This is a genomic window from Thermomonas sp., from assembly GCF_046293095.1.
Classification (GTDB): domain Bacteria; phylum Pseudomonadota; class Gammaproteobacteria; order Xanthomonadales; family Xanthomonadaceae; genus Thermomonas.
In genome coordinates, this window is record NZ_JBKBPN010000005.1 from 113,249 (window position 1) to 137,679 (window position 24,431).

Consider the following 24,431-nt stretch of genomic DNA (forward strand, 5'->3'; position numbering starts at 1 on the left):
GATGAGACTGCTCGCGTTCGAAACCTCCACCGAAGCCTGCTCGGTCGCCATCTACGTCGATGGCGAGGTGCGCGAGCGCTTCGCCGTAGCACCGCGCCGGCACGCCGAGCTGTCGCTGCCGTGGGCCGAAGCAGTGCTGGCCGAAGCCGGCGTTGCGCGGTCGCAGCTGGACGCAATCGCGGTGGGGCGCGGGCCCGGGGCATTCACCGGCGTGCGGCTGGCCATCGCCATGGCGCAAGGGATCGCGCTGGCGCTGGATCGGCCGGTGGTACCGGTGTCCACTCTGGCGGCGCTGGCCCTGCAGGCCGGCGGCGAGCGCCGGCTGGCGGCCATCGATGCCCGGATGGGCGAGGTTTATCTGGGCGCGTTTGCACGCAGCGCGGACGGTCTGTCGGCGCTGTCGGAGGAGGTCGTGGTGAAGCCCGGCGCCGCGGACCTGCCGGCCGGCGACGGCTGGCACGGTGTCGGCACCGGCTTCGATGCCGCGGACGGCGCGCTGCGCCTGCGTTTGCAGGGGCGGTTGGTGGCGGTCGATGCCGCAGCGTTGCCGCATGCGGCGGACATCGCCCGGCTGGCCGCGCCGGTGTTCGCGGCGGGCGGTGGCATCGCGCCGGAGCGCGCCGAGCCGGCCTACCTCCGCAACGACGTGGCCCTCACCCTGGTCCAGCAGCGCGCGCTGCGCGGCGAGGTGCCGCCACGCCAACCGTGACTTTTGGCTATCCTGCCCCTGGGTTCCACTGACACGGGGGCAATGTGAAGGGTTGGATACTGCTGCTGGGGGCGGCGCTGGTCGCGCTGCCGGCATCCGCGGAGGACGTGTCGTTCAACGGCCGCACGTTGCAAGTGGCCGCCGATCAGGAGGCGCGCCCGATCCTGTCGATGACGGGTAGCCAGTACGTCCTTCCGCGCACGCAGGAGCAGCTGCTGGCGCGCGCGCCGGCCTGCCTGTCGGCGCAGGGCATCGCGGTGGCGTCCACGGATCCCGTGCAGGGCGTGGTGCAGGCCGAGGTGCTGACCCGCTTCCGCGCCAGCTTCGCCAACCGGATCCTGCGCAGCCAGCTGCGCCTGGACGTGGGCGAAGGGTTCTTCCAGTTGTCGGAGTCCGCGCTGGAAATCGCCGAGGATGGTGGCGATGGCGCGTTCGCCTATGCGCCGCTGACGCAGGGCGGCGGGATCTGGGAGAAAGGGCTGAGCGCGCTGATCCAGGCCGAGAACAAGGTGGTGGACTGCCTGTACCAATAAGCGCCGCGCGGGCCGCTTCAGCGGTCCACCAGCTCGCCGCCGGGCAGGAACTGCCAGGTGCGGGTGACGTGCAGGATGTCCGGGTCCTCGGCGGTGCGCGGCAGCGGCGCGAACGGCTCGGCCAGCCGGACGATGCGCAGCGCGGCCTCGTCCAGCATCGGCACGTGGCTGGGCCGCAGGATGCGGACGCTCTCCACGCTGCCGTCGCGGCGCACGCCCACGCTGATCACCACCACGCCGCCGATGCGGCGCCGGCGTGCTTCGTCCGGATAGTTCAGGTTGCCGACCCGCTCGACGCGGTCCACCCAGGTCCGCAGGTACTGCGCCCAGGCGTACTCCCGCGTGCTGGCGGACACGAACTTGCGCTTGGGCCGCTTGGCATATTCCACCGACCGCAGCTGGATTTCCGCGGCCAGCCGCGCCATCTCCATGTCGCGTTCGATCTTCTCCCGGCCCGGCGGCATCGGGTCCGGTGGCACGTCCGGGCGGGCCTGCGGCGTCGGCAGCGTGGTGGTGCCGGTGGTCGAGGCCACCACCCGCGCTTCGGGTGGCGGGCTGGGGGCGGGAGACTGGGCATGCAGCGGACGTGGCGCCAGGCCCTCGGTCGCTTGCGGCACCGGGCCGGCCTGGGGGGCGCCCGGCCGGCTGCTCTTGTCCTGCTCACCGCCGCCCTGGTTGTTGGCCTGGGCCAGGAAGTCGGCCTGTGCCGGGGTCAGCGGCGTCTGCGTGCGGGTCTGGATCACGTCCAGGGTCGGCAGCAGCGGGGCGGCGTCTTCAGGCGCGAAGCCCAGCCCGAACACCACCATGGCATGCACCAGAATCGACAGGACCACGGTGGCGCGCAGCCGGTCGGCCTCGCCGATCCGGGGCGGCATCGCGGCGGTGGGAGCGGCCGGCGCCGGCATCAGCGCCCGATGAGCGCCTCGATGCGCTCGAACAGGGTGCCGGCGATGTTCAAGCCGAACTGCGCGTCCAGCTCGCGGATGCAGGTGGGGCTGGTGACGTTGACCTCGGTGAGGTAATCGCCGATCACGTCCAGGCCGACGAACAGCATCCCGCGTCGCTTCATCTCCGGCCCGACCTGCGCCGCGATCCAGCGGTCGCGCTCGCTCAGCGGGCGGCCTTCGCCGCGACCGCCGGCGGCCAGATTGCCGCGGAACTCGTCGCCCTGTGGGATCCGCGCTAGGCAGTAGTCGACGGGCTCGCCGTCGACCAGCAGGATGCGCTTGTCGCCGTCCACGATCTCCGGCAGGTAGCGCTGGGCCAGGGCCAGGTGGCGGCCGCCCTCGGTCAGCGTCTCCAGGATCACATTCAGGTTCGCCTCCCCGGCGCGGGCGCGGAAGATCGAGCGCCCGCCCATGCCGTCCAGTGGTTTCAGTACCGCCTCACCGTGGGTTGCCACGAAGGCCTTGAGCGCGGCGGCATCGCGGCTGACCAGGGTCGGTGGACAGCACTGCGGGAACAGCATGGCCGCCAGTTTCTCGTTGAAATCGCGCAGGCCTTGCGGGTCGTTCACCACCCGCGCGCCCTGGGCCTGCGCCAGGCTCAGGATCTGTGTGTCGTGCAGGTAGTCGGCATCCACCGGGGGATCGGTGCGCATCAGCACCACCTGGCCGGGGCCGAACGACAACGTGCTCCAGTCGCCCAGGGTGTAGTGATCGCCTGCCACGTCGCGCACCTGCAGCGGCGCCACGGTGGCCACGGCGCGGCCGTCGCGCACCGCCAGCCCGCCCGGACGCACGTAGTGCAGGCGGTGGCCGCGGCGCTGGGCTTCCAGCAGCATGGCGAAGGTGGAGTCCTTGGCGATCTTGATGGGGCCGATCGGATCCATCACGACCACCACGTCAAGCGGGGCGGGTGGCGTCATCGGGGTCTCGGGATGGGGGATGCGCGGATGGTAGCAGGCGGCGTGGGTCCGGCTGCGGCGGTGCTTGACACATCGGGCGCGGGCTTGGATAAAGACAGTCCGCAACGCGCGCAGACGCGGCGGTTGGCAATCGCGCAAGGGGATGACATGGCGCAGCAGGATGAATCCGGCCCCGGGCTCCAGGGCTTGAGGGTGATGGTGATCGACGATTCCAGGACGATCCGCCGCACGGCGGAAACCCTGCTGGCGCGCGAAGGGTGCGAGGTCGTCACCGCGACCGACGGCTTCGAAGCCCTGTCGAAGATTGCCGACCATGCGCCGCAGATCATCTTCGTGGACATCATGATGCCGCGCCTGGATGGCTACCAGACCTGCGCGCTGATCAAGAACAACCAGACCTTCAAAAACGTGCCGGTGATCATGCTTTCGTCGAAAGATGGTTTGTTCGACAAGGCGCGAGGCCGTATCGTCGGGTCCGAGCAATACCTGACCAAGCCCTTCACCCGCGAAGAGTTGCTTGGCGCCATCCGCACGTACGTCAACAACGCCTGACCGGGGGGTAGGGCACCAATGGCACGCATTCTGCTGATCGAGGATTCGCCGACCGAGGCTGCGGCCATGGCCCAGCTGCTGGAGCGCAACGGTCACCAGGTGACCACGTCCGCCAATGCCGAGGACGGTATCGCCAGCTGCAAGCGCGACAAGCCCGACCTGGTGCTGATGGACATCATCCTGCCGGGCATGAACGGCTTCCAGGCGACCCGTGCGCTGACCCGCGACGCCGAGACCCGCCACATCCCGATCCTGATCATCAGCACCAAGGGGCAGGAGACGGATCGGGTGTGGGGCATGCGTCAGGGCGCCAAGGACTACATCGTCAAGCCGCCGCGCGAGAGCGAGCTGATGGCACGCATCGACGCGCTGATCGGGCACTGAGCATGAGCAAGCGGGGCAAGCACAAGCACAAGTTCCGGCCGCAGCCGGTGGCGGCACAGCCGGCCGTGCCCGTCGGGCCTGATGTGGACAGCACCGATGACGCCGGCCAGCCGCCGCTGGCCGAGGCCGAGGTTGCGCTCTCCGGCCATGGCGCGCAGGAAGAGAGCGATCCGGCTGCCGCCGGTGCCGAGCTTCAGCCGGCATATGGCGATGAGGCTGCGCCGGTGAACGGGCGCGTGCCCGCGGCGGACTGGCGCCCCGCGCCCGCAGGGCTGGATAGCCGTTCGCCGTTCCTGGTTCTGGCCGATTACGAGCAGCGCAGCCTGGCGCACGTGGCCGGCCTGCCCGAGCAGCTGGATGCGCCCGGCCTGTGGCGTGGCGTCGCCTACCGCATCGGCCGGCACCGGCTGGCATCCGGCTTCGACGAAGTGGTGGAAATCCTGCCGATGCCGGCGCTGACCCACATCCCCGGCGCACTGCCGTGGCTGTTGGGCGTGGCCAACATCCGCGGTGCGCTGCTGCCGGTGGTCGATCTCAAGCAGTTCCTCGAGGGCGAGCGCACGGTGATGCACGAGCGCCAGCGCGTGCTGGTGGTGCGCCAGCCAGGTGGTGATGTCGCTGTCACCATCGATGAGCTCTACGGCCAGCGCAGTTTCGTCGATGAACAGGGCATCGAGGCCGCCGCGGTGGCGGATGGCCGCTATGCCCATTTCATCGATCGCGCCTACCGCATGAACGGGCAGGACTGGGGGGTGTTCAGCCTCGACCGCCTGGCCCGTACCCCCGAATTCCGACAAGCCGCCGCCTAACCCGCGGAACTCCGAAGTAAGCCGAGGTCGCACGTTATGAGCAAATTGATGGATTCCGCCGCCGGCAAGGGCCGCAATCTCAGCACCAACTTCTGGATCTGGCTGCTGGTCGCCTCGCTGGTGGTGTTTGCGGGCAACACCCTCTACGCCACCACCAAGGCCTCGCGTCTGGGTGGCGCCAGCTCTGCGGCTTCGCGGTTGCAGCTGAATTCGCAGCGTCTGGCCAACCAGGGCCGCGAGGCCATCGACGGCAACGTGCAGGCGTTCGAGTCGTTCAAGGCGACCAAGGAAGAAATCGACGGCGACATCAAGTGGCTGAACGACCGCTTTGGTGACTCCCCGGATGTGGCGGGGCCGATCGCCACCGTCACCGCGACCTGGGCCCCGCTGGCCAAGCGGGCTGATGAGGTGCTGGGATCGCAACAGGCGGTGCTGGCGCTGGCTGGCCGGGCCGACAGCTTCACCGCCAAGGTGCCGCAGCTGCAGGCCCAGCTGTATGAAGTGCTGCGCGGTCTGGTGTCGGGAGGAGCCAATTCGGCGCAGGTGAGCGCCGCGTTGCAGCAGGCCAATATCAGTTCGCGTATGGCGCAGCGCATCGCCGAGCTTCGTGCCGGCGGCGATGGCGCGCAGGTGGCCGCCAATGCGCTGGGCCGCGATGCGGCGGTGTTCGACCGCCAGATGAGCGCGCTGCTGAATGGCAGCAGTGACATCGCCAAGGTCAGTGCCGCCGGCGCGATTGGCCCGTTGAACCAGGCCAACGAACTCTGGCAAGGCATGAAGAAGGACCTTGACGCCATCGTGGGCGATTCGCGCAGGCTGATCGGCGCGCAGGCCTCCGCCTCCGCGCTGGCGACCGGGTCCGACAAGCTGCTGGCGGACAGCGAAAGCCTGTTCGCTTCCTTCACCCAGTTCGGCTCGCTGAAGGACACCAGCATCATCGGCGGCGTGTGGGTGAGCATCCTGTCCGGCGCGCTGGCGCTCTTCTCGGTGGCTGGCCTGCTTTGGGCCCTGAACCGCGCCCAGCGCATCCGCTACCAGACCACGAAGGAACTGAACGACCGCAACCAGGAGGCGATCATGCGCCTGCTGGACGAGATGGGTTCGCTTGCGGAGGGCGACCTGACCGTGAAGGCGACCGTGACCGAGGACATGACCGGTGCGATCGCGGACTCGATCAATTTCGCCGTGGAGCAGTTGCGCACCCTGGTGACCACGATCAACGACACCTCGGTACAGGTCGCGGCCAGCGCGCAGGAAACCCAGGCCACTGCCATGCATCTGGCCGAGGCCGCCGAACACCAGGCGCAGGAAATCAACGCCGCCACCGACCGCATCAACGAGATCGCGTCCAGCATTAACCAGGTGTCGCGCAACTCCGCCGATTCGGCCGAGGTGGCGCGCCGCTCGGTGCAGATCGCGACCAACGGCGCTGGCGTGGTGCGGCAGACGATTGCCGGCATGGACAGCATCCGCGACCAGATCCAGGAAACCTCCAAGCGCATCAAGCGCCTGGGCGAAAGCTCGCAGGAAATCGGCTCGATCGTGGAACTGATCAACGACATTTCCGAGCAGACCAACATCCTGGCGCTGAACGCGGCCATCCAGGCGGCCTCGGCCGGTGAGGCGGGCCGCGGCTTCGCGGTGGTGGCCGACGAAGTGCAGCGCCTCGCGGAACGCTCGTCGAACGCGACCAAGCGCATCGAATCGCTGGTGCAGACGATTCAGGCCGATACCAACGAAGCGGTGTCGTCGATGGAACAGACCACCTCGGAAGTGGTCGCGGGTGCGCGCCTAGCCGAGGACGCGGGTACCGCGCTGGGCGAGATCGAAAAGGTGTCGTCCGATCTGTCGGGCCTGATTGAAGGCATCTCGGTGGCGGCACAGGAGCAGTCCGCCGCGGCCTCCAACATCACCCACGCGATGAACACCATCCAGTCGATCACCGCGCAGACCTCGCAGGGCGCCAGCCAGACCGCCGAGTCGATCGGCAATCTGGCCCAGCTTGCCGCCGACCTGCGCCGTTCGGTCGCCGACTTCAAGCTGCCCGCCTGACGCCGGACTGAGACAGGGATCGGGATGAACAACACCCTCCAGGCCAGCCCCGCATCGCCGGGCCCCACCGGAGCCGCGGCATGACCACCGCGCTGCGCGATGCCATCGACCATACCGCGCTCGGCTGGGTGAAGCCGGAGATCGACGAAGCCCTGCGCCAGGCGCGGATCGAGCTCGAGGCCTTCGCCGAAGCTTCCGGCGAGACGGCCTCGATGACTACCTGCATGGGGCACTTGCACCAGGTGCAGGGCACTTTGCAGATGCTGGAATTGCAGGCACCGGCAATGGTCGCCGGCGAGATGGAGCAGCTGGCGGGCGCCTTGCGCGACGGCGCCACGGGCGATCGTGACGAGGCGCTCGCCGTGCTGATGCGTGGCGTGGTGCAACTGCCCGACTACCTGGAGCGGCTGCAGGGCGGCCATCGCGACATCCCTATCGTGCTGCTGCCGCTGATCAACGAGCTGCGTGCCGCGCGCGGTGCCGTAGCGCTGGGACAGGAAGCGCTGCCGCGCCTGCTGGAGGCGCCCACGGACGCCGAACTGGAACACGCCCGCGGCAGCCTGGCCGGCCGCAACCGCGCGCTGCTGGACACCGTGTCCACCGCGATCAAGGAAGACCTGCTCAAGGTCAAGGATGCGCTGGACCTGTATCTGCGTGGCAGCCGTGACAACGTGCAGGCGCTGCAGGCACAGGCCGAGGCGCTGGGCCGCATCGGCGACACGCTGGGCATGCTGGGGCTGGAAAGTGCGCGTGCGGTGGTGCAGGAGCAGCGACGCATCGTCCACGACATCGCCCTTGGTGCCAGGCCATTGGCCGATGGCGACCTGCTGGAGGTCGCCGGCGCGCTGCTCTACATCGATCATTCCCTGGACGATCAGGTTGCCCAGCTTGGCAGTGCCGGCACCGACGCCGATGGCCTGCATGCCCAGGAATCGCGCAAGGTCATGGAGGCGCTGACCCGCGCCGCCATCGCCAATTTCGCCGAGGTTCGCAACGCTTTCGTCGCCTTCGTCGAGACCGACTGGAACCACGCCGTGCTTGAACCGGTGCCGCGCCTGCTGGCCGAAGTGGCCGGAGCGATGCGGATCCTGGAACGCCCGGAGCCGGCTGCCTATCTGGAAGCCTTGCGCCGCTACAGCCAGGTCGAACTGATCGACCGCGCGCAAGTGCCCGGCGGGCACCAGCTGGATACCCTGGCCGATGCATTGGCCAGCATGGAGTACTTCCTCGAGACCCTGCATGATCCGCACGGGCAGCGTCTGGACCTGCTCGAAAAGACGCGCGCCAGCCTGGAGGCATTGCGCTACTGGCCACTGCCGGAAGAAGCGCCCGCCACCCCGGCGGCCGTGACGCCGGCGGAGGATGCCGCGGACGAGGCCAGCGCGAACGAACCGCAGGACATGCTGGTTGCCGAGGAGCCGCCGCCCGCTCCGGTGGTCGAGCCGTTGGCCATCCACGCGATGCAGCCCGTCGCGGCGGTGCAGGCCGGGTTCGAGTCGGCAGGCGACGAGATCGACGACGAGATCCGCGAGATCTTCCTAGAGGAGTTCGAGGAAGAGATCGGCAACCTCGATGGCCTGCTGCCTGCCTGGAAGCTGGCGCCGGACGATGCCGAAGCGCTGCGGCCCATCCGCCGGGTATTCCACACCCTGAAAGGCAGCGGTCGGCTGGTGGGTGCGAAAGTGCTGGGCGAGTTCGCCTGGCACGTCGAGAACATGCTCAATCGGGTCCTGGATGGCTCGCGCCCGGCCAGCCCGGCCGTGGTGGCCTTCGTGGGGCATGCCCGCGGCGTCCTGCCCAGGCTGCATGCTGCCTTGCGCGGGGATGGGACGATCGACATCGACTTCCCTGCGATGCAGGCGGTAGCCGATCGCCTGGCTGCGGGCGAGGACGTGATGCTGGCGGCCCTGCCCACGGCTGCTGCCGAGGCCGCGACGTCGGACTCGAAGCCGGCGGCGGATGCCGCCATGCCGGAAGCGGCGGGCGAGCCCGTGGCCGAGGAAGAAACCCGGGCAATCACGGTCGATCCGCTCCTGCTGGAGATCCTGGGAACCGAAGTTGCGGGGCACCTGGACACCGTGGACGCCTGGCTGGCGCGTGCGGCCACGGGCGAGGCAGAGGTCGACGACGCGCTTTTGCGTGCGTTCCATACCCTCAATGGCGCATTCGCGATGAGCGAGGTGCCCACGGTGACCGCCTTCACCGCGCCTGCGGAAGGCTACGTCAAGCGTCTGCTGGCTGCGCGGGCGCTGGTGGGTGCGGAGGGCGTCGCGGCGTTGTCGGCAGTGGCCGAAGCGGTGCGCGTTTCCACGCGCGCCTTGCAGGAGAGCCCGTCGCAGGTCCCGGTGTTCAATGCGCTGTCGGCGCGGATGGCAGCCTTGCGCGACTCCCTGCCGGAGGCCAATCTCCCGTTCGTGGGTGGCCCTGCCCACCCTGCGGATGCAGAGGAAACTGCCGAAGCCGAGCGTCTTGCCGCCGAACAGGCCGAAGCCGAGCGTCTTGCCGCCGAGCAGGCCGAAGCCGAGCGTCTTGCCGCCGAGCAGGCCGAGGCCGAGCGCCTGGCCGCCGAACAGGCCGAAGCCGAGCGCCTGGCCGCCGAACAGGCCGAAGCCGAGCGCCTGGCCGCCGAGCAGGCCGAAGCCGAGCGCCTGGCCGCCGAGCAGGCCGAAGCCGAGCGTCTGGCTGCCGAACAGGCCGAAGCCGAGCGTCTGGCCGCCGAGCATGCCGAAGCCGAACGCCTGGCTGCCGAACAGGCCAAAGCCGAACGCCTGGCCGCCGAACAGACCGAAGCCGAACGCCTGGCTGCCGAACAGGCCGAAGCCGAACGCCTGGCTGCCGAGCAGGCCGAAGCCGAACGCCTGGCTGCCGAGCAGGCCGAAGCCGAGCGTCTGGCCGCTGAACAGGCCGAAGCCGAACGCCTGGCCGCCGAGCAGGCCGAAGCCGAACGCCTGGCCGCCGAACAGGCCGAAGCCGAGCGTCTGGCCGCTGAACAGGCCGAAGCCGAACGCCTGGCCGCTAAACAGGCCGAAGCCGAACGCCTGGCCGCCGAGCAGGCCGAACGTGAAGCGGCCTTGCTGGAAGCCGAACGCCAGGCTGCCGAGCGGGCCGAGGCTGAGCGCTTGGCCGCCGAGCAGGCCGCCGCGCAGGAGGCGGCAAGGCGGGAGGCGGAACGCCAGGAAGCCGAACGTATCGCCGCTGCCCGCGCCGAGGCCGAGCGCCTCGAGGCCGAGCGTGCAGCCGCCCGCCGCGCGCAGGCCGAACGCGAGGAAGCCGAGCGGCGTGCCGCCGAGGCCGCGGCCATTGCCCGCGCGCGCGAGCAGGCGGCACTGGCAGCCCTGCAGGCCACGGCCAGTGCAGCCGAAGATCCGGACGAAGCGCTGGACACCAGCGATCTCGACCTCGAACTGGTGGACATCTTCATCGAAGAAGCCGGGGATTTGCTGGATCATGCGGATGGCCTGCTTGCGCAGTTGCGCGAGACGCCGGACGACAACGAACTGGTGGTGGGCCTGCAGCGTGACCTGCACACCCTCAAGGGCGGTGCGCGCATGGCCGGCATGATGCCGGCGGGCGAGCTTGGTCACGCCATGGAAACCCTGCTGGAAGCCGTTGCCGACCACAAGATCGAGTTTGGCGATGACGGCGTGCCCCTGCTGGAGCGCGGCTTCGACCGCCTGCACGGCATGATCACCCGCATCGCCGCACGTCGCGCCATCGGCATGCCGTTGGGGCTGATCGAGGAATTCAACGCCCGCGCCGAACGGCGTGCGCCGGCGGCAGACGCGGCGGCTCCCGCCGGCTCCGCGCCGGTGCCCGCGGTTCAGCTCAAGCCACTGTCCGCGCCGATCACCCAGGCGGGCTTCATCGACGATGACGACATCGGCATGCGCGCGCCGCAGGAACAGGTGCGTATCCGCGCCGACCTGCTGGACCGGCTGGTGAACTACGCGGGCGAGGTGGCCATCTACCGCGCCCGCCTGGAGCAGCAGCTGGCCGCGTTCCGCAGCACTGCGGCGGAAATGGAGCAGACCAATCTGCGTCTGCGCGACCAGCTGCGTCGCCTGGACGCCGAGACGGAAGCGCAGATCATCGCCCGCTTCCAGCGCGAGAACGACACCGGCGACGAAGCCTTCGATCCGCTCGAGCTCGACCGCTTCAGCACCCTGCAGCAGCTCTCCCGTGCGCTGGCCGAGTCGGCCGCCGACCTGCAGAGCCTGCATGGGTCGATGGACGAGCTGACCCGCCAGTACGAAACCCTGCTCACCCAGCAGTCACGGGTGAGCTCGGAGCTGCAGGAAGGCCTCATGCGCACCCGCATGCTGCCGTTCGATTCGCTGGTGCCGCGCCTGCGCCGGGTCATCCGCCAAGCTGCGGCCGAGACCGGCAAGCAGGCCCAGCTGCGGCTGGATGGGGCACAGGGCGAACTGGACCGCAACGTGCTGGAGCGCATGACCGCGCCGCTGGAGCACATGCTGCGCAATGCGATCGCGCATGGCCTGGAGACACCGGAGGCGCGCCGCGCCGCCGGCAAGCCCGAGGAGGGCAGCATCCGCGTGGCGGTGCGCCGCGAGGGGTCGGAAGTCGTGCTGCAGATCGCCGACGACGGCGCCGGCCTGAACCGGGCGGCGATCCGTGCGCGCGGCATCGAGCGTGGCCTGATCGCCGCGGATGCCCAGCTGACCGACAGCGAGCTGGACCAGCTGATCATGCAGCCGGGCTTCTCCACCGCCGAGACCGTCAGCCGTCTGGCCGGTCGTGGCGTTGGCATGGACGTGGTGGCCAGCGAAGTGCGCCAGCTCGGCGGCACCATCGACATCGCCTCGCGTCCCGGCCAGGGCACCACCTTCACCCTGCGCCTGCCGCAGACGCTGGCGGTCACCCAGGCAGTGTTCGTCAAGATCGGCGAGACCGAATACGCGGTGCCGATCGCCTCGGTGCGCGGCGTGGGCCGCATTTCCCGCGAAGAGCTGGCCCAGGCCGGTGCCACCTATCGCTACGGCGGCGAAGACTACGCGCTGCATGATCTCGGCCTGCTGGTGGGCACCGCGCCCGCCAAGGCGGAAGGGGCCCTGCAGATGCCGCTGCTGCTGGTCGGTTCGGGCGAGCTGCGCGCAGCAGTGGCGATCGACCAGGTGGTCGGCAGCCGCGAGATCGTGGTCAAGACCGGTGGCCCGCAGCTGGCCTCCGTGCCGGGCATCTTCGGCGCCACCATCATGGGTGACGGCCGCGTGGTCGTGATTCTGGACGTTGCCCCGCTGGTGCGTCGGCAGGCGATGGTGGCGGCGCAGGGCGGCGATGCCGTGGCGCAACCGCAGGTGGAACAGCGCCGCGTGCCGGTGGTCATGGTGGTCGATGACTCGGTCACCATGCGCAAGGTCACCGGCCGCGTGCTGGAGCGCAACGGCCTGGAAGTCGCCACCGCGAAGGATGGCCTGGACGCGCTGGAGCGCATGGCCGACCTCGTCCCCGACCTGATGCTGCTGGACATCGAGATGCCGCGCATGGACGGTTACGAGCTGGCGACCGCCATGAAGGCGGACCCGCGCCTGCGCGACGTGCCGATCGTGATGATCACCTCGCGTACCGGCGAGAAACATCGCCAGCGCGCGTTCGAGATCGGCGTCGAACGTTACCTCGGCAAGCCCTACCAGGAAGCCGAGCTGATGCGCCAGGTGTTCGAGCTGCTTGGGCTGGAGCACGTGGACGCCGGGCTCGAGGAATGAGCATCCGGCGCGTGCTGGTGCTGGCGCGCGCGGGCGCCGCGCGCGAGCGTACCGAAGCCGCGCTGCGGCAGGCTGGGGCCGAACTGGTGGCGGTGCTGGATCCCGTCGTGGCCGAGCCGGAGCAGGTGCGCGCGCAGGCGCCCGACGCCGTGCTGGTCGTGCTGGACACGGCGGTGGAGCTGGCGCTGGAAAAATTCGATGCCGTGCTGGCCGACCCCGGCCTGCAGGTCCTGTTCGACGACGTCGAGGTGGCGGCACGCCGCGAGGGATGGGAGGCCGCGCGTTGGGCACGTCATCTGGCCGCCAAACTGCAGGGCCACCATGAAGTGCTGCCGGCGCCGCCCGCGCGCGCCACTGGGGCGGATTTCGCTCAGGAAATGCAGGCCTTGACGCTGGAGATGGCGTCGATGCCGCCGGTAGCCCCGGCGGTTGCGGCCTCGGCGCACGCGGTGCCGGAAGGTGCCGTCGTGGTGGCCGCCGGCATCGGCGGGCCGGACGCTGTGCGCCAGTTGCTGGGCGAGCTGCCTGAGACGTTTCCGCGGCCGGTCTTGCTGCGCCAGCGCATCGACGGTGGGCAATACGACCGGCTGGTGCGGCAGATGCAGCGGGCGACGCGGCTGCCGGTGGTGCTGGCACAGTCAGGCGAACCCGTGCGGCGCGGCCATGTCCACGTGATGCCGGATGGTCTTGATGTCGCGCAGGCGCCTGCCGGCCTGCATTTCGTCGAGACCGGCGCAGACCCGGGCTTCGCCGCGCTGCGCCCGGCCGACAGCGCGATGCTGCTGCTCAGCGGCGCGCCCCTGGCGCTGGTCGACGTGGCCCTGGCCATGCGCCTGGCCGGTGGGTTGGCGCTGGGCCAGGCCGAGCAGCACTGCTTCGATCCGGCCGCCAGCCGCGCGCTGGTGGCCCGAGGTGGCGAGGCGCTGAGCCTGGCCGGAATTTCCCATCAATTGCTGCAACGCTGGTCAGCCTGAGGTTCCCCATGTCCGACATCGCATACGTCATCCGCGGCGTGCTCATCCAGGTGGCCGAGACGCGCCTGCTGCTGCCCAACGCGACTATCGCGGAAGTGCTGTCCTACGCGCCCCCGGAACCGGTGGAAAACGCCCCGGCGTGGCTGCTGGGCAGGATCCGCTGGCGCGGTTGGCAGCTGCCGCTGCTGTCGTTCTCGCGGTTTGCGGGCCTGGCCGATGAACAGGGCGGGCTGGGCAGCAAGGTGATCGTGTTGAAGGCACTGGGTGGCAATCCCAAGCGGCCTTACTTCGCCCTGTTGACCCAGGGCTTCCCGCGTCTGGTCACGGTGACGGAAGCCACGTTGGCCACGCTGGACGACGAAGGCGAATTGCCGCAGGGCGTGCTGGCCCGCGTGCGCCTGGGCGAGAACGATGCGGTGGTGCCGGACCTGGCGGCGCTGGAGCAGCAGCTGCACGCGGCATTGGCCGCGGCGGCCTGATGCCATTCAGCCCAGGTCGCCGGCAAGCGCCTGCAGGGCGCTGATCGCGGCGATGCCCGCGGTTTCGGTGCGCAGGACGCGCGGCCCCAGCCGCAGGCCTTCATAGCCGGCTGCCAGCAGTTGCTCGTGGTCGCGCGGCGACCAGCCGCCTTCCGGGCCGATGGCCAGCATGCAGGCACCCGGAGGATTGCCTTGCAGCGACGCCAGCGTGTGCGTCGCGACAGGGTCCAGCAAAAAGCCGCGGCCCTCACGCAGTGCGGCACCCCGGCCCAGCGGCTGCGGCGGCAGCACCTCTGGCACCACCGCGCGCCCGCTCTGCTCGCAGGCCGCTACCACTACCTCGCGCCAGTGCGCAAGGCGCTTTTCGGCGCGTGCGGCGTCCAGCTTCACTTCGCTGCGCTCGCTGTCCACCGGCACGATCCGGGCCACGCCCAGTTCGGTGGCCTTCTGCAGGATCCAGTCCATTTTTTCGCCGCGGGCGATGCCCTGCAGCAGGCTGATCCGCAGCGGTGATTCGTTCTTCACCGGCCGCGCAGCCAGAATCTCCGCACGTGCTTCGCGCTTGCCTGCGGCGACCAGGCGGGCGTCGTAGTCGTGGCCATCCCCGTTGAACAGCACGCAGGCATCGCCCGGCTGCAGGCGCAGCACGCGCACCAGGTGCCCGGCGACATCCTCGGGCAGGGGGATTTCATTGCCAGGTGCCAGCGGTAGGGCGACGTAGCTGCGGGTCAGGCGCATGGCAGGGCTTCCTCCAGCGCGGCGGCAGTGGCCGTGGCCAGCACGTCCAGCTGCGCGTCGTCGATGCAATAGGGCGGCATCCAGTACAGCACGTCGCCCAGTGGGCGCAGCAGCGCGCCGGCGTCCAGCGCCGCGCGGTACATGCGCAGGCCGCGGCGGCCGGCGATCTCCACCGCGTGGCCATCCTCGGCGCTGGCCGTGTCCGGATGCAGCTCGATCGCGACCACCATGCCGGTCTGGCGCACCTCCGCCACCGCCGGATGGTCAACGAAGCCGGCGGCGCGCGCGGCCATCTTCGCCGCGGTGTCGCGGTTGCGGGCCAGCACGTCGTCCTGCTGGAGGATGTCCAGCGAGGCCAGCGCCGCCGCGCAGGCCAGCGGATTGCCGCTGTAGCTGTGCGAATGCAGGAAGGCGCGCTCGCGCGAGTCGTCGAGGAAGCCGTCGTAGATCGCCTGCGTGGCCAGCACCGCGCATAGCGGCAGGAAGCCGCCGGTCAGGCCCTTCGACAGGCACAGCAGATCGGGCTGGATGCCGCCACCCGGCGCCTGCTCGCAGGCGAACAGGGTGCCGGTGCGGCCGAAACCGACCGCGATCTCGTCGGCGATCAGCAGCACGCCGTGGGCGTCGCAGAGGTCGCGCACGCGGCGCAGGTAGGCGGGATGGTGCATGCGCATCCCGCCCGCGCACTGCAGCAGCGGCTCCAGGATCAGCGCGCAGACCTCGCCGGGATGCGCCTCCAGCATGGCGGCCAACGCATCGGCCGCAGCATGGGCGCAGGCCTCGGCCGCGGCGGCGTCGGGCGCACCGAACGCGTCGGGCGAGGGCGCAAACAGGGCTTCCAGCAGCAGCGGTGCATACACCCGCCGGTACAGCGGGATGTCGCCTACCGACAGTGCGCCCAGGGTTTCGCCGTGGTAGCTGCCGGTCAGGGCGATGAAGCGGGTGCGCCGGTGCTCGCCGCGGTTGTAGAACCAGTGGAACGCCATCTTCAGCGCCACCTCCACGCCGGACGAGCCGTTGTCGGCATAGAACACCTTGGCCAGCGGCGCGCGACCGGCCTCGCGCGGGGCGACCGCCAGCAGGCGCTCGGCCAGCTCCACCGCGGGGGCGTGCGAGAACCCGGCCAGGATGACCTGCTCCAGCCGGTGCGCCTGCCGGCCGATGGCATCGGCGATGCGGGGCTCGGCGTGCCCGTGCAGGTTGGTCCACCAACTGCTGACCCCGTCCAGCACGCGGCGGCCGTCCATGCCCACCAACCAGGCGCCTTCGCCGCGCGCGACCGGGAACAACGGCAGGGCGCCGGGATGCTCGCGCATCTGCGTGCAGGGGTGCCAGAGCACTGCCAGGTCGCGCGCGCGCCAGGTATCGGCCGCGGCTATCATGGGCTCGTGAACGCTCTTCATCCCGCCATTATCGCCGCCGGAGCGCCCGCATGAGCCGCCCGCTGCCCATCATCCACGGCATCACCGAGCATGATGCCGGCCCCTATCGGATGGAGCGGCTGGACCTGGAGTTCAGCAACGGCGAGCGCCGACTGTACGAGCGCCTGCATGGGCGTGGCCATGGTGCGGTGGCGGTGGTGCCGATGCTGGATGCCGACACGGTGCTGCTGGTCCGCGAGTACGCGGCCGGCGTGCACCGCTACGAGCTGGGCCTGGTGAAGGGGCGGATCGACGCCGGCGAAACGCCGGAGCAAGCGGCCAACCGCGAGCTGATGGAAGAGGCCGGCTACGGCGCCCGCGACGTGCGCGTGCTGCGCACCCTCACCCTGGCGCCCACCTACATGAGCCATCAGACCCACGTGGTGCTGGCGCGCGACCTGTACCCGCAGCGCCTGCCCGGCGACGAGCCGGAGGCGCTGGAGGTGGTGCCGTGGAAGCTGGCAGAGCTGGGCCAGCTGATCCTGCGCGAGGAGTTCTCCGAGGGCCGCAGCATCGCCGCCCTGTTCCTCGTGCGCGAATGGCTGGAGCAGAAGCCCCATGGATGACGCCCTGCGCAACGGCGTGATCGCCATCGCGCGGCGCGCGGCTGACGCGATCCTGGCGGTGTACGACAGCGCGTCCTTCGAAGAGGACGCCGCAGTGCGGCATAAGGATGACCATTCGCCGCTGACCGAGGCCGACCTGGCCGCGCACCGCTGCATCGTCGCGGGTTTACGCAGCCTCACCCCGGGCATCCCGGTGCTGTCGGAGGAGTCGCGTGACGCGGACATCGCCGAGCGCCGCGCGTGGCGTCGGCTGTGGGTGGTCGATCCGCTGGACGGCACCCGTGAGTTCGTCAAGCGCAACGGCGAATTCACGATCAACATCGCTCTGGTCGAGGACGGCGTGGCCACCTTCGGCGTGATCCAGCAGCCGGTGACCGGTGCGCTGTGGCACGGCGCCCCCGGCCGCGGTGCGTTCCGCCGCGAGGGCGACGCCGACCGCCCGATCCATGCGCGCATTCCCGCCGCCTCGCCGCTGCGGGTGGCGGCCAGTCGTTCGCATCGCGATGGGCGGACCCAGGCGCTGCTGGACGCGCTGCCTGCGCACGAAACCCTGGCCTGCGGCTCGTCGCTGAAATTCTGCCGGATCGCCGAGGGCGAGATCGACCTGTATCCCCGCTTCGGCCCGACCAGCGAGTGGGACACCGCCGCCGGCCAGGCCATTCTGGAGGCCGCCGGGGGCGCGGTGCTGGACCCGCGCGGCCGGCCGTTCCGCTACAACCAGCGCGCGGGCCTGCTCAACGGCGATTTCATCGCCTTGGGCGACCCGGCCTTGCGCGCGGTACTGCCGGCATGAGCGCAGTCGAGCCCCTGCTGGCGATCATGGCACGCCTGCGCGACCCCGACGCCGGCTGCCCATGGGACCTCGAACAGACGTTCGCCACCATCGCGCCTTACACCATCGAGGAGGCCTACGAAGTTGCCGATGCGATCGACCGCGGCGACCTGGACGACCTGAAGGACGAGCTGGGCGACCTGCTGCTGCAGGTGGTCTTCCACGCGCGCATGGCGGAGGAGGCGGGTGCGTTCGCGTTCGCTGACGTGGTGGCCGCGATCTGCGACAAGATGGTGCGCCGGCATCCGCATGTCTTTGCCGCACCGGGACGTGCCAATGCCGCGGGCGGCAGGATGCCGGGAGCGGCCGGTGAAGCGCGCGCGGACGACAGCGCCGAGGTGTTGCGCAACTGGGACGCCATCAAACGCGCCGAGCGCGCCGCCAAGGGAGAGGCCGATACCTCAGCGTTGGCCGGGATTTCACGGGGGCTGCCGGAGTGGCTGCGCGCGGTGAAGCTGCAGCACAAGGCGGCCAAGGTCGGCTTCGACTGGCCCGGCCCGGCGCCGGTGATCGCCAAACTGCATGAGGAGATCGAGGAGGTCCGCGCGGAGTTCGACGCGGTGGCCGCCAACCCCACCGATGCGGCCGCGCAGGACCGCCTGGAGGAGGAGCTTGGCGACGTGCTGTTCGTCTGCGCCAATCTTGCCCGCCATGCCCGGGTGGACGTGGGCACTGCGCTGCGCCGCGCCAACGCCAAGTTCGAGGCGCGCTTCCGCACGATGGAGGCGCTGGCCGCCGCCGACGGTGGGCTGGCAGGCAAGCCGCTGGAGGTACAGGATCGTTATTGGGAACAGGCCAAGGCGTTGGAGAAAGAGGGCAAGCGATGAGCCAACGGTTTTCCAGCTTCCGCGAGTTCTATCCCTATTACCTCGGCGAGCACCGCAACCGCACCTGCCGGCGCCTGCATTTCGTCGGCACCAGTTTCGCGATCGGCTTCATGGTGCTGGCAATCAGGAGCGGCAACCCGTGGTGGTGGCTGGCCGCGCTGGGATCGGGCTATGCATTCGCGTGGGTCGGGCACTTTTTCTTCGAAAAAAACCGGCCTGCCACCTTCCGGCATCCGTTCTATTCCTTCGCCGGCGACTGGGTGATGTACCGCGACATCCTGATCGGGCGGATCCCGTTCTAGCGGCGCCCGCCGGCGCGCGGCCGGCTCATTCCATGAAGATCAGCCATGCCGCCGCCACAATCAGCGCGAACCCTGCCCAATGGTTCCACTTCAGCGGCTGGCCCAGGTACCAGAACGAGAATGCGGCGAACACCAGCAGGGTAATGACCTCCTGCATGCCCTTGAGCTGGGCGGCGCTGTAGAGGTTGCTGCCCATCCGGTTGGCCGGGATCATGAACAGGTACTCGAAGAACGCGATGCCCCAGCTGGCCAGGATGACCTTGGGCAGCGCCACGTCCTTGTGTTTGAGATGGCCGTACCAGGCGAAGGTCATGAAGATGTTCGAACACACCAGAAGCAGCGGCGGCAGGAAACGATCAAGGGGCATGGCGATGCGTGGACGGGGGACGGGAAGGCGGCTAGCTTAGCTCCTTCACGCGGCATCAACCTGCCGGCCGGCATCTTCGTATCCGTTGGATGCAAGAGGTCAAGCGCACATGCGCGCACAAGAGCAGGCCGGTCTGGTCCTCATCGTCGAGGACAACCGCAATATTTCCGAGATGGTGGGCGAGTACCTGGAAGGCCGAGGCTTCGAGGTGGATTACGCCGCGGATGGACTGGATGGCTACCGGCTGGCGGCCGAGAACCCCTACGATGCCATCGTGCTGGACCTGATGCTGCCGCGCCTGGACGGCATCGAAGTCTGCCGGCGCCTGCGGGACGAGGCGCGCAAGGCCACCCCGATCCTGATGCTCACCGCCCGCGACACCCTGGATGACAAGCTGACCGGGCTGTCGTCCGGTGCCGATGACTACCTCACCAAGCCGTTTGCCATCCGGGAATTGGAGGCGCGGCTGCACGCATTGATCCGCCGCGATCGCCGCCAGGTGGGGGCCGAGGTCCTGCAGGTCGCCGACCTGGTGCTGGATCCGGACTCGCTGCGCGTCACCCGGGCCGGGGTCGAGCTGCAGCTGTCGCCGATCGCCCTGCGTCTGCTGACGATCCTGATGCGGGAATCGCCGCGGGTGGTCAGCCGGCAGGAGATCGAGCGCGAGATCTGGGGCGACGAGCTGCCGGATTCGGACACGCTGCGCAGCCACCTCTACAACCTGCGCAAGGTGGTGGACAAACCGTTCGGCCGGCCGCTGCTGCACACCGTGCAGAGCGCGGGCTACCGGGTCGCGGATGTCGGCGCCTGAGGCGCTGGCCAGATCGATGTCCACGCCCCGTCACGCCCAAGCCGCCGGCACCTCCGCCCCTCCCGCCGGCGCCACGTCCCGCGAGCGGGACTTCACCCGCGACGCCAACCATGAGCTGCGCACGCCGTTGACGGTGATCCGGGTGGCCAGCGACCTGATCGCCCACGACGACGGATTGTCGGTGGCTTCGCGGCGCTCGCTGGCACGTATCCAGAGTGCGGTGGCCAGTATGGAGGCCGTCATTGACGCGCTCTTTCTGCTGGCGCGCAGTGAGCAGGTCGCGCTGGAATGCGAGGAGGTGGTGGTGCGCGATGTGGTCGAGCGGGAGTTGGCGAGCCTGCAACCGCTGCTGCGCCGCAAACAGCTTGCGCTGCACGTCGACATCGAGGCTGAGCCCGTGCTGCACGCCCCGCCGCGGGTCCTGCCGGTGATGTTGGGCCACCTGTTGGCCAATGCGGTGCGCTTCACCGATGCGGGCGGCGTCTCGGTGCGCCTGCGCAAGGATGCCCTGGAGGTGGAAGACACCGGCATCGGCATGGATGCGGCAACGTTGGCGCGCGCCTTCGAGCCGTTCTACCGGGGGCAGGGCGAGCAGTACGTGGGGCCCGGGTTGGGGTTGTCCATCGCCCATCGCCTGGGCCAGCGCTGCGGCTGGACGCTGCGGCTGGAGAGCACGCCGGGCCAAGGGACGCGGGCGACCATCCTGTTCGGACAGGGGTTGGACCGGGACTGACGACACGGGTGCGCGGCGGGCTGGGCCGGCTAGCATCCGCGGCAGTCAACCGAACGTATGCCCGTGCGTTCCCACCCGTTACCCCTTCGCGAACCATGCCCGCATGAGCCAGCCCCGTCGTTCCCGTGCCTCCTTCCCTTTGCGCAAGGCCGGCCTGGCCTTGGCCGCCATCGCGGTGCTTGCCGCCGGCGCCTACTTCTGGAGCAAGCGCGGTGCTGCCGATGCCGCCGGCGCCTATCGCACCGAAACAGTGCAGCGCGGCGACATCCGTGTGGCGATCTCCGCCACCGGCACGCTCAGCGCCATCACCACGGTCACCGTCGGCAGCCAGATCTCGGGTCAGGTCACCGATGTGCTGGTCGATTTCAACTCACCGGTGAAGAAGGGTGACGTGTTGGCACGGATTGATCCCTCCACCTACCGGGCCCAGCTGGAACAGGGCAACGCCCAGATCGCCAGTGCCCAGGCCCAACTGCGCCAGGCGCAGGCCGCCCTGCGCAACGCGACGCTGGACTTCCAGCGCAAGCAGGAACTGGCGGGCCAGAAGCTGATCGCCCGCAGCGACCTCGACCTCGCGCGCGCGGCGCTGGACCAGGCCAACGCCCAGGTCAATGCCGCGCAGGCGCAGATCCGCCAGCAGACGGCATCGCTGAAGAACACCCAGGTCAACATCGAACGCACGGTGATCCGCTCGCCCGTGGACGGCGTGGTGCTGACCCGCAAGATCGAACCGGGCCAGACGGTGGCGGCCAGCCTGCAGGCGCCGGAGCTGTTCACCATCGCCGAAGACCTGTCGAAGATGAAGATCGAACTGGCGGTGGACGAGTCCGATATCGGCCAGGTCAAGCCCGGCCAGGCCGTCAGCTTCACTGCGGATGCCTTCCCCGATCGCCAGTTCAAGGGTGTGGTGGAGCAGGTGCGGCTGGCCGCGACCACCACCAACAATGTGGTGACCTACCCGGTGGTGGTCACCGTGGACAACAGTGATGGCACCCTCCTGCCGGGCCTGACCGTGAACGCCGAGATCGAGGTCAGCAAGCGTCCGGGCGTGCTCAAGGTGGGCAACGCGGCTCTGCGGTTCAAGCCGGCCGAGGGCTCGGCGCTGGCGGAACTGCAGCCGCAGGGGGCGTCTGCGGGCGGCCAGGGCAGCGGCCGTGGCGCCGGAATGAGCGATGACCTGCGCCAGCTGGCCGCGACGCTGGGCTTGAATCCCTCCCAGCAGGCCGCCTTCGACAAGGCGCTGGAGGAGATGCAGCAGCGCCAGGCGGAGCGCGCCGCGCAAATGCAGGCCGCGGCCAAGCAGCAGGGCCAGGGGGGCGGCAGCCGGCTGTTCGGCGGCGGCATGCGCTTTGGCGGACCAAGTGGTGGCGGCGGCGACGCCAGCATGATGGCGCAGATTCGCGCGCGCATGCGCGACCGGATAAACCAGCAGTTCGCCCCCTTCGTGGCCACCCTGGATGAGGCCCAGCGCGGCAAATGGAATGCCGGCCTGGATGCCCAGCTCAGCGCCAAGCGGGTGACCGTCTTCAAGCTGGTCGATGGCAAGCCGCGTCCAATCGTGCTGAAGGTCGGCGCCACCGACGGAAGCAGCACCGAGATCTCCGGGCGCGACATCAAGGAAGGCGACCTGATCGTCTCGGGCGAGCGCTCGCCCGCGGAGAGCAAGTGATGGCGGAGACCGATGCGGTGCCGGTCATCCTTGCGCGCGGCCTTGGCAAGGTCTATTCGCCGGGAACCGAGGCCGAGGTGGTGGCGCTGCGCGGCGTGGACCTGCGTATTGAGCGCGGCGAATTCGTGGCGATCATGGGGCCGTCCGGCTCCGGAAAATCGACCCTGATGAACCTGCTCGGCTGCCTGGACACCCCCACCTCCGGCAGTTACGAGTGCGATGGCGTGGACGTGTCCACCCTGGACGCCGAAGCGCTGGCCGCGTTGCGTCGGGACAAGATCGGCTTCGTGTTCCAGGGCTTCCACCTGCTGCCGCGCATGGACGCCACCGACAACGTGGCGATGCCGATGGGCTATGCGCGGATCGCGCCGGCCGAGCGTCGCCGCCGCGCACTGGCAGCGCTGGAATCGGTGGGGCTGGCATCGCGCGCCGGCCATTTCCCCAACGAACTGTCGGGCGGCCAACAGCAGCGCGTGGCGATTGCCCGCGCGCTGGTCAACCATCCGCCCATCCTGCTGGCCGATGAACCCACCGGTGCGCTGGACAGCAAGACCGGCGAGGAGATCCTGGCCCTGTTCAAGCGTCTGCGCGACGACGGCCATACCGTCATCCTGATCACCCACGACGCCCACGTGGCGGCACACGCCGACCGCACCTACGTGATGCACGACGGCGAACTGCACGCCCAGACCGACGCGGAGGCCGCATGAGTTTCCTCGACATCCTGCGCACCGCGTTCTTCGCGCTTCGCGGCAATTGGATGCGCAGCGCGCTGACCTCGCTGGGTGTGATCATCGGCATTGCCGCGGTCATCGTCATGGTCTCCATCGGCCAGGGCACCCAGGCCGAGATCGACAAACTGGTGTCCGGCCTGGGCTCACAGCGGCTGGACATCGGCAGCGCCGGCGGCATAGGCCCGGGTGGCGCGCGGGTTGCACAGGGCAGCCGCTGGACGTTGAGCGAAAGTGACGTCGAGGCCATCCGCAACGAAGTCCCCGAGGTCCGCTATGTCGCCGGCTCGCTGCGCGGCGGCACCCAGGTGGTGTTTGCCGAGAACAACGCCTCCACCCAGTGGCAGGGCGTGCAGCCGGACTGGTTTGCGATCAACGATTGGCAGGTGGCCAAGGGCCCGGGGTTCGATGCCGGCGATTATGGCGGCGGCGCCAAGCCGGTGATCCTGGGCGAGACCGTGCGCAAGGCGCTGTTCGGCGACGAGGACGGGATCGGTCAGACCGTGCGCCTGGGACGCGTGCCGTTCACCGTGGTGGGCGTGCTGGCGTCAAAGGGGCAGGGCGGTTTTGGCCAGGACCAGGACGACATCGTGGTCGTGCCACTGGAAACTGCACGTCGCCGGCTGTCTACCTCGCAAGGCATGCCGCCCGGCGCCGTGCAGTCAATTGCCGTGGGGGTGGACGACGCCAAGCACCTGGATGCCGCGCAGGCCTCTATTGAGGATTTGCTGCGCCAGCGGCACAAGATTCAGCCGGGCGCGGACGATGACTTCGTGGTGCGCAACATCAGCCAGATCGTCGCCACCCGTACCGCCACCACCAACCTAATGTCCAAGTTGCTGGGCGCGGTGGCCGGCATCTGCCTGGTCATCGGCGGCATCGGCATCATGAACATCATGCTGGTCTCGGTGACCGAGCGCATTCGTGAAATCGGCTTGCGCATGGCGGTGGGCGCGGGGCCGTCCGACGTGCGCCGGCAGTTCCTGGCCGAGGCCATGCTGATCTCCCTGATTGGCGGTGTCATCGGCATCGCCATCGGCGTGGTTGGGGCGCTGGTTGTCAGCAAAATCGGCGACCTGCCGGTGCAGCTGAACGCCAAGGTCGTGCTGCTGGCCGCCACGTTTTCCATCTGCACGGGCCTGTTCTTCGGTTATTACCCGGCGCGCAAGGCGTCGCTGCTGGACCCGATCGAGGCGCTGCGCGCGCAGTGACGGTGCGGCCGCCGGTCAGCCCCGATGGGCGCGCGGCCGGCGGCATCACGGGCGAGACAGGGGGCGTGTGGCAAAATGAACCACCCGCCATTGCGCCCTGGTCCGTTTATGCCCGCAACTGCTCCCGCCCTGCCTGCTTGC

General features: G+C 69.5%; 23 protein-coding genes. 18 read left to right on the forward strand and 5 right to left on the reverse strand.

Annotation, left to right across the window (positions count from 1 at the left end; translation table 11 throughout):
• Position 1: 1 nt before the first annotated feature.
• Together tsaB and ACK4SG_RS10405 are read left to right on the forward strand one after the other, a co-directional pair.
• Positions 2-709 (forward strand): tRNA (adenosine(37)-N6)-threonylcarbamoyltransferase complex dimerization subunit type 1 TsaB, encoded by a 708-nt coding sequence (tsaB, locus tag ACK4SG_RS10400; protein ID WP_409601679.1) that lies wholly within the window; start codon positions 2-4, stop codon positions 707-709.
• Between the two features lie 44 nt (positions 710-753).
• Positions 754-1,242 (forward strand): hypothetical protein, encoded by a 489-nt coding sequence (locus tag ACK4SG_RS10405; protein ID WP_409601680.1) that lies wholly within the window; start codon positions 754-756, stop codon positions 1,240-1,242.
• Between the two features lie 17 nt (positions 1,243-1,259).
• Here ACK4SG_RS10405 and ACK4SG_RS10410 read toward each other — a convergent pair whose 3' ends face one another.
• The gene (locus ACK4SG_RS10410) at positions 1,260-2,147 is read right to left on the reverse strand and encodes a TonB family protein (protein ID WP_409601681.1); all 888 of its coding nucleotides are present in this window, start codon (positions 2,145-2,147) and stop codon (positions 1,260-1,262) included.
• Positions 2,147-3,109: a glutathione synthase gene (gene gshB, locus ACK4SG_RS10415; protein WP_409601682.1), complete on the reverse strand. Its 963-nt coding sequence runs from the start codon at positions 3,107-3,109 to the stop codon at positions 2,147-2,149. Before gshB ends, ACK4SG_RS10410 begins: the two co-directional genes overlap by 1 nt.
• A 147-nt stretch (positions 3,110-3,256) precedes the next feature.
• Between gshB and ACK4SG_RS10420 the strand changes: the two genes are divergently transcribed.
• The 7 genes from ACK4SG_RS10420 (at position 3,257) to ACK4SG_RS10450 (ending at position 14,082) form a co-directional block, all read left to right on the forward strand.
• Positions 3,257-3,661 (forward strand): PleD family two-component system response regulator, encoded by a 405-nt coding sequence (locus ACK4SG_RS10420; RefSeq protein WP_409601768.1) that lies wholly within the window; start codon positions 3,257-3,259, stop codon positions 3,659-3,661.
• Positions 3,662-3,679: 18 nt separating this feature from the next.
• The gene (locus ACK4SG_RS10425; protein WP_409601683.1) at positions 3,680-4,045 is read left to right on the forward strand and encodes a response regulator transcription factor; all 366 of its coding nucleotides are present in this window, start codon (positions 3,680-3,682) and stop codon (positions 4,043-4,045) included.
• A 272-nt stretch (positions 4,046-4,317) separates the two neighbouring features.
• Positions 4,318-4,854 carry a chemotaxis protein CheW gene (locus tag ACK4SG_RS10430; RefSeq protein WP_409601769.1) on the forward strand — a complete coding sequence of 179 codons (537 nt, stop codon included), beginning with the start codon at positions 4,318-4,320 and terminating at the stop codon, positions 4,852-4,854.
• Between the two features lie 36 nt (positions 4,855-4,890).
• Positions 4,891-6,906 carry a methyl-accepting chemotaxis protein gene (locus ACK4SG_RS10435; protein ID WP_409601684.1) on the forward strand — a complete coding sequence of 672 codons (2,016 nt, stop codon included), beginning with the start codon at positions 4,891-4,893 and terminating at the stop codon, positions 6,904-6,906.
• Between the two features lie 80 nt (positions 6,907-6,986).
• Complete coding sequence (locus ACK4SG_RS10440) at positions 6,987-12,629, forward strand: Hpt domain-containing protein (protein ID WP_409601685.1); 5,643 nt, start codon at positions 6,987-6,989, stop codon at positions 12,627-12,629.
• Positions 12,626-13,603, forward strand: a complete 978-nt coding sequence (locus tag ACK4SG_RS10445; RefSeq protein WP_409601686.1) for a chemotaxis protein CheB — start codon at positions 12,626-12,628, stop codon at positions 13,601-13,603. The genes ACK4SG_RS10440 and ACK4SG_RS10445 overlap by 4 nt, the downstream gene beginning before the upstream one ends.
• A gap of 8 nt (positions 13,604-13,611) precedes the next feature.
• Positions 13,612-14,082 (forward strand): chemotaxis protein CheW, encoded by a 471-nt coding sequence (locus ACK4SG_RS10450; protein WP_409601687.1) that lies wholly within the window; start codon positions 13,612-13,614, stop codon positions 14,080-14,082.
• A gap of 6 nt (positions 14,083-14,088) precedes the next feature.
• On the opposite strand, the gene ACK4SG_RS10455 is transcribed toward ACK4SG_RS10450, so the two are convergent.
• Positions 14,089-14,820: a 16S rRNA (uracil(1498)-N(3))-methyltransferase gene (locus tag ACK4SG_RS10455; protein WP_409601688.1), complete on the reverse strand. Its 732-nt coding sequence runs from the start codon at positions 14,818-14,820 to the stop codon at positions 14,089-14,091.
• The gene (gene bioA / locus ACK4SG_RS10460) at positions 14,811-16,223 is read right to left on the reverse strand and encodes an adenosylmethionine--8-amino-7-oxononanoate transaminase (RefSeq protein ID WP_409601689.1); all 1,413 of its coding nucleotides are present in this window, start codon (positions 16,221-16,223) and stop codon (positions 14,811-14,813) included. The genes ACK4SG_RS10455 and bioA overlap by 10 nt, the downstream gene beginning before the upstream one ends.
• Before the next feature lie 29 nt (positions 16,224-16,252).
• On the opposite strand from bioA, the gene nudE reads away from it, so the two are divergent.
• From nudE to ACK4SG_RS10480, 4 genes are read left to right on the forward strand one after another with little or no spacing between them, the layout of a single operon-like run.
• The gene (nudE, locus tag ACK4SG_RS10465) at positions 16,253-16,807 is read left to right on the forward strand and encodes an ADP compounds hydrolase NudE (protein WP_409601690.1); all 555 of its coding nucleotides are present in this window, start codon (positions 16,253-16,255) and stop codon (positions 16,805-16,807) included.
• A complete protein-coding gene (gene cysQ, locus ACK4SG_RS10470) occupies positions 16,800-17,600 on the forward strand; it encodes a 3'(2'),5'-bisphosphate nucleotidase CysQ (RefSeq protein ID WP_409601691.1) in 801 nt (266 codons plus the stop codon). The genes nudE and cysQ overlap by 8 nt, the downstream gene beginning before the upstream one ends.
• Entirely contained in the window at positions 17,597-18,466 is an 870-nt protein-coding gene (mazG, locus tag ACK4SG_RS10475) for a nucleoside triphosphate pyrophosphohydrolase (protein ID WP_409601692.1), read from the forward strand. Before cysQ ends, mazG begins: the two co-directional genes overlap by 4 nt.
• The gene (locus ACK4SG_RS10480) at positions 18,463-18,768 is read left to right on the forward strand and encodes an Mpo1-like protein (RefSeq protein WP_409601693.1); all 306 of its coding nucleotides are present in this window, start codon (positions 18,463-18,465) and stop codon (positions 18,766-18,768) included. Before mazG ends, ACK4SG_RS10480 begins: the two co-directional genes overlap by 4 nt.
• Before the next feature lie 25 nt (positions 18,769-18,793).
• On the opposite strand, the gene ACK4SG_RS10485 is transcribed toward ACK4SG_RS10480, so the two are convergent.
• On the reverse strand, positions 18,794-19,135 hold the full coding sequence (locus tag ACK4SG_RS10485) for a DMT family protein (protein WP_409601694.1): 342 nt from the start codon (positions 19,133-19,135) through the stop codon (positions 18,794-18,796).
• Positions 19,136-19,244: 109 nt separating this feature from the next.
• Here ACK4SG_RS10485 and ACK4SG_RS10490 point away from each other — a divergent pair, with 109 nt between their 5' ends.
• The 5 genes from ACK4SG_RS10490 to ACK4SG_RS10510 all read left to right on the forward strand — a co-directional run bounded on the left by ACK4SG_RS10490 (position 19,245) and on the right by ACK4SG_RS10510 (position 24,290).
• Positions 19,245-19,946, forward strand: coding sequence for a response regulator transcription factor (locus ACK4SG_RS10490; RefSeq protein ID WP_409601695.1), 702 nt, complete (start codon positions 19,245-19,247; stop codon positions 19,944-19,946).
• A gap of 16 nt (positions 19,947-19,962) precedes the next feature.
• Positions 19,963-20,679, forward strand: coding sequence for a sensor histidine kinase (locus ACK4SG_RS10495; RefSeq protein WP_409601696.1), 717 nt, complete (start codon positions 19,963-19,965; stop codon positions 20,677-20,679).
• Between the two features lie 103 nt (positions 20,680-20,782).
• On the forward strand, positions 20,783-22,348 hold the full coding sequence (locus ACK4SG_RS10500; protein ID WP_409601697.1) for an efflux RND transporter periplasmic adaptor subunit: 1,566 nt from the start codon (positions 20,783-20,785) through the stop codon (positions 22,346-22,348).
• Positions 22,348-23,058: an ABC transporter ATP-binding protein gene (locus ACK4SG_RS10505; RefSeq protein ID WP_409601698.1), complete on the forward strand. Its 711-nt coding sequence runs from the start codon at positions 22,348-22,350 to the stop codon at positions 23,056-23,058. Before ACK4SG_RS10500 ends, ACK4SG_RS10505 begins: the two co-directional genes overlap by 1 nt.
• On the forward strand, positions 23,055-24,290 hold the full coding sequence (locus tag ACK4SG_RS10510; protein ID WP_409601699.1) for an ABC transporter permease: 1,236 nt from the start codon (positions 23,055-23,057) through the stop codon (positions 24,288-24,290). Before ACK4SG_RS10505 ends, ACK4SG_RS10510 begins: the two co-directional genes overlap by 4 nt.
• Positions 24,291-24,431: the final 141 nt, after the last annotated feature.

Coding starts and splice junctions, on each gene's coding strand:
- tsaB (WP_409601679.1), top strand. CDS start 2: ATGAGACTGCTCGCGTTCGAAACCTCCACCGAAGCCTGCTCGGTCGCC.
- ACK4SG_RS10410 (WP_409601681.1), bottom strand. CDS start 2,147: ATGCCGGCGCCGGCCGCTCCCACCGCCGCGATGCCGCCCCGGATCGGC.
- gshB (WP_409601682.1), bottom strand. CDS start 3,109: ATGACGCCACCCGCCCCGCTTGACGTGGTGGTCGTGATGGATCCGATC.
- ACK4SG_RS10420 (WP_409601768.1), top strand. CDS start 3,257: ATGGCGCAGCAGGATGAATCCGGCCCCGGGCTCCAGGGCTTGAGGGTG.
- ACK4SG_RS10425 (WP_409601683.1), top strand. CDS start 3,680: ATGGCACGCATTCTGCTGATCGAGGATTCGCCGACCGAGGCTGCGGCC.
- ACK4SG_RS10435 (WP_409601684.1), top strand. CDS start 4,891: ATGAGCAAATTGATGGATTCCGCCGCCGGCAAGGGCCGCAATCTCAGC.
- ACK4SG_RS10440 (WP_409601685.1), top strand. CDS start 6,987: ATGACCACCGCGCTGCGCGATGCCATCGACCATACCGCGCTCGGCTGG.
- ACK4SG_RS10445 (WP_409601686.1), top strand. CDS start 12,626: ATGAGCATCCGGCGCGTGCTGGTGCTGGCGCGCGCGGGCGCCGCGCGC.
- ACK4SG_RS10450 (WP_409601687.1), top strand. CDS start 13,612: ATGTCCGACATCGCATACGTCATCCGCGGCGTGCTCATCCAGGTGGCC.
- ACK4SG_RS10455 (WP_409601688.1), bottom strand. CDS start 14,820: ATGCGCCTGACCCGCAGCTACGTCGCCCTACCGCTGGCACCTGGCAAT.
- bioA (WP_409601689.1), bottom strand. CDS start 16,223: ATGAAGAGCGTTCACGAGCCCATGATAGCCGCGGCCGATACCTGGCGC.
- nudE (WP_409601690.1), top strand. CDS start 16,253: ATGAGCCGCCCGCTGCCCATCATCCACGGCATCACCGAGCATGATGCC.
- cysQ (WP_409601691.1), top strand. CDS start 16,800: ATGGATGACGCCCTGCGCAACGGCGTGATCGCCATCGCGCGGCGCGCG.
- mazG (WP_409601692.1), top strand. CDS start 17,597: ATGAGCGCAGTCGAGCCCCTGCTGGCGATCATGGCACGCCTGCGCGAC.
- ACK4SG_RS10480 (WP_409601693.1), top strand. CDS start 18,463: ATGAGCCAACGGTTTTCCAGCTTCCGCGAGTTCTATCCCTATTACCTC.
- ACK4SG_RS10485 (WP_409601694.1), bottom strand. CDS start 19,135: ATGCCCCTTGATCGTTTCCTGCCGCCGCTGCTTCTGGTGTGTTCGAAC.
- ACK4SG_RS10490 (WP_409601695.1), top strand. CDS start 19,245: ATGCGCGCACAAGAGCAGGCCGGTCTGGTCCTCATCGTCGAGGACAAC.
- ACK4SG_RS10495 (WP_409601696.1), top strand. CDS start 19,963: ATGTCCACGCCCCGTCACGCCCAAGCCGCCGGCACCTCCGCCCCTCCC.
- ACK4SG_RS10500 (WP_409601697.1), top strand. CDS start 20,783: ATGAGCCAGCCCCGTCGTTCCCGTGCCTCCTTCCCTTTGCGCAAGGCC.
- ACK4SG_RS10505 (WP_409601698.1), top strand. CDS start 22,348: ATGGCGGAGACCGATGCGGTGCCGGTCATCCTTGCGCGCGGCCTTGGC.
- ACK4SG_RS10510 (WP_409601699.1), top strand. CDS start 23,055: ATGAGTTTCCTCGACATCCTGCGCACCGCGTTCTTCGCGCTTCGCGGC.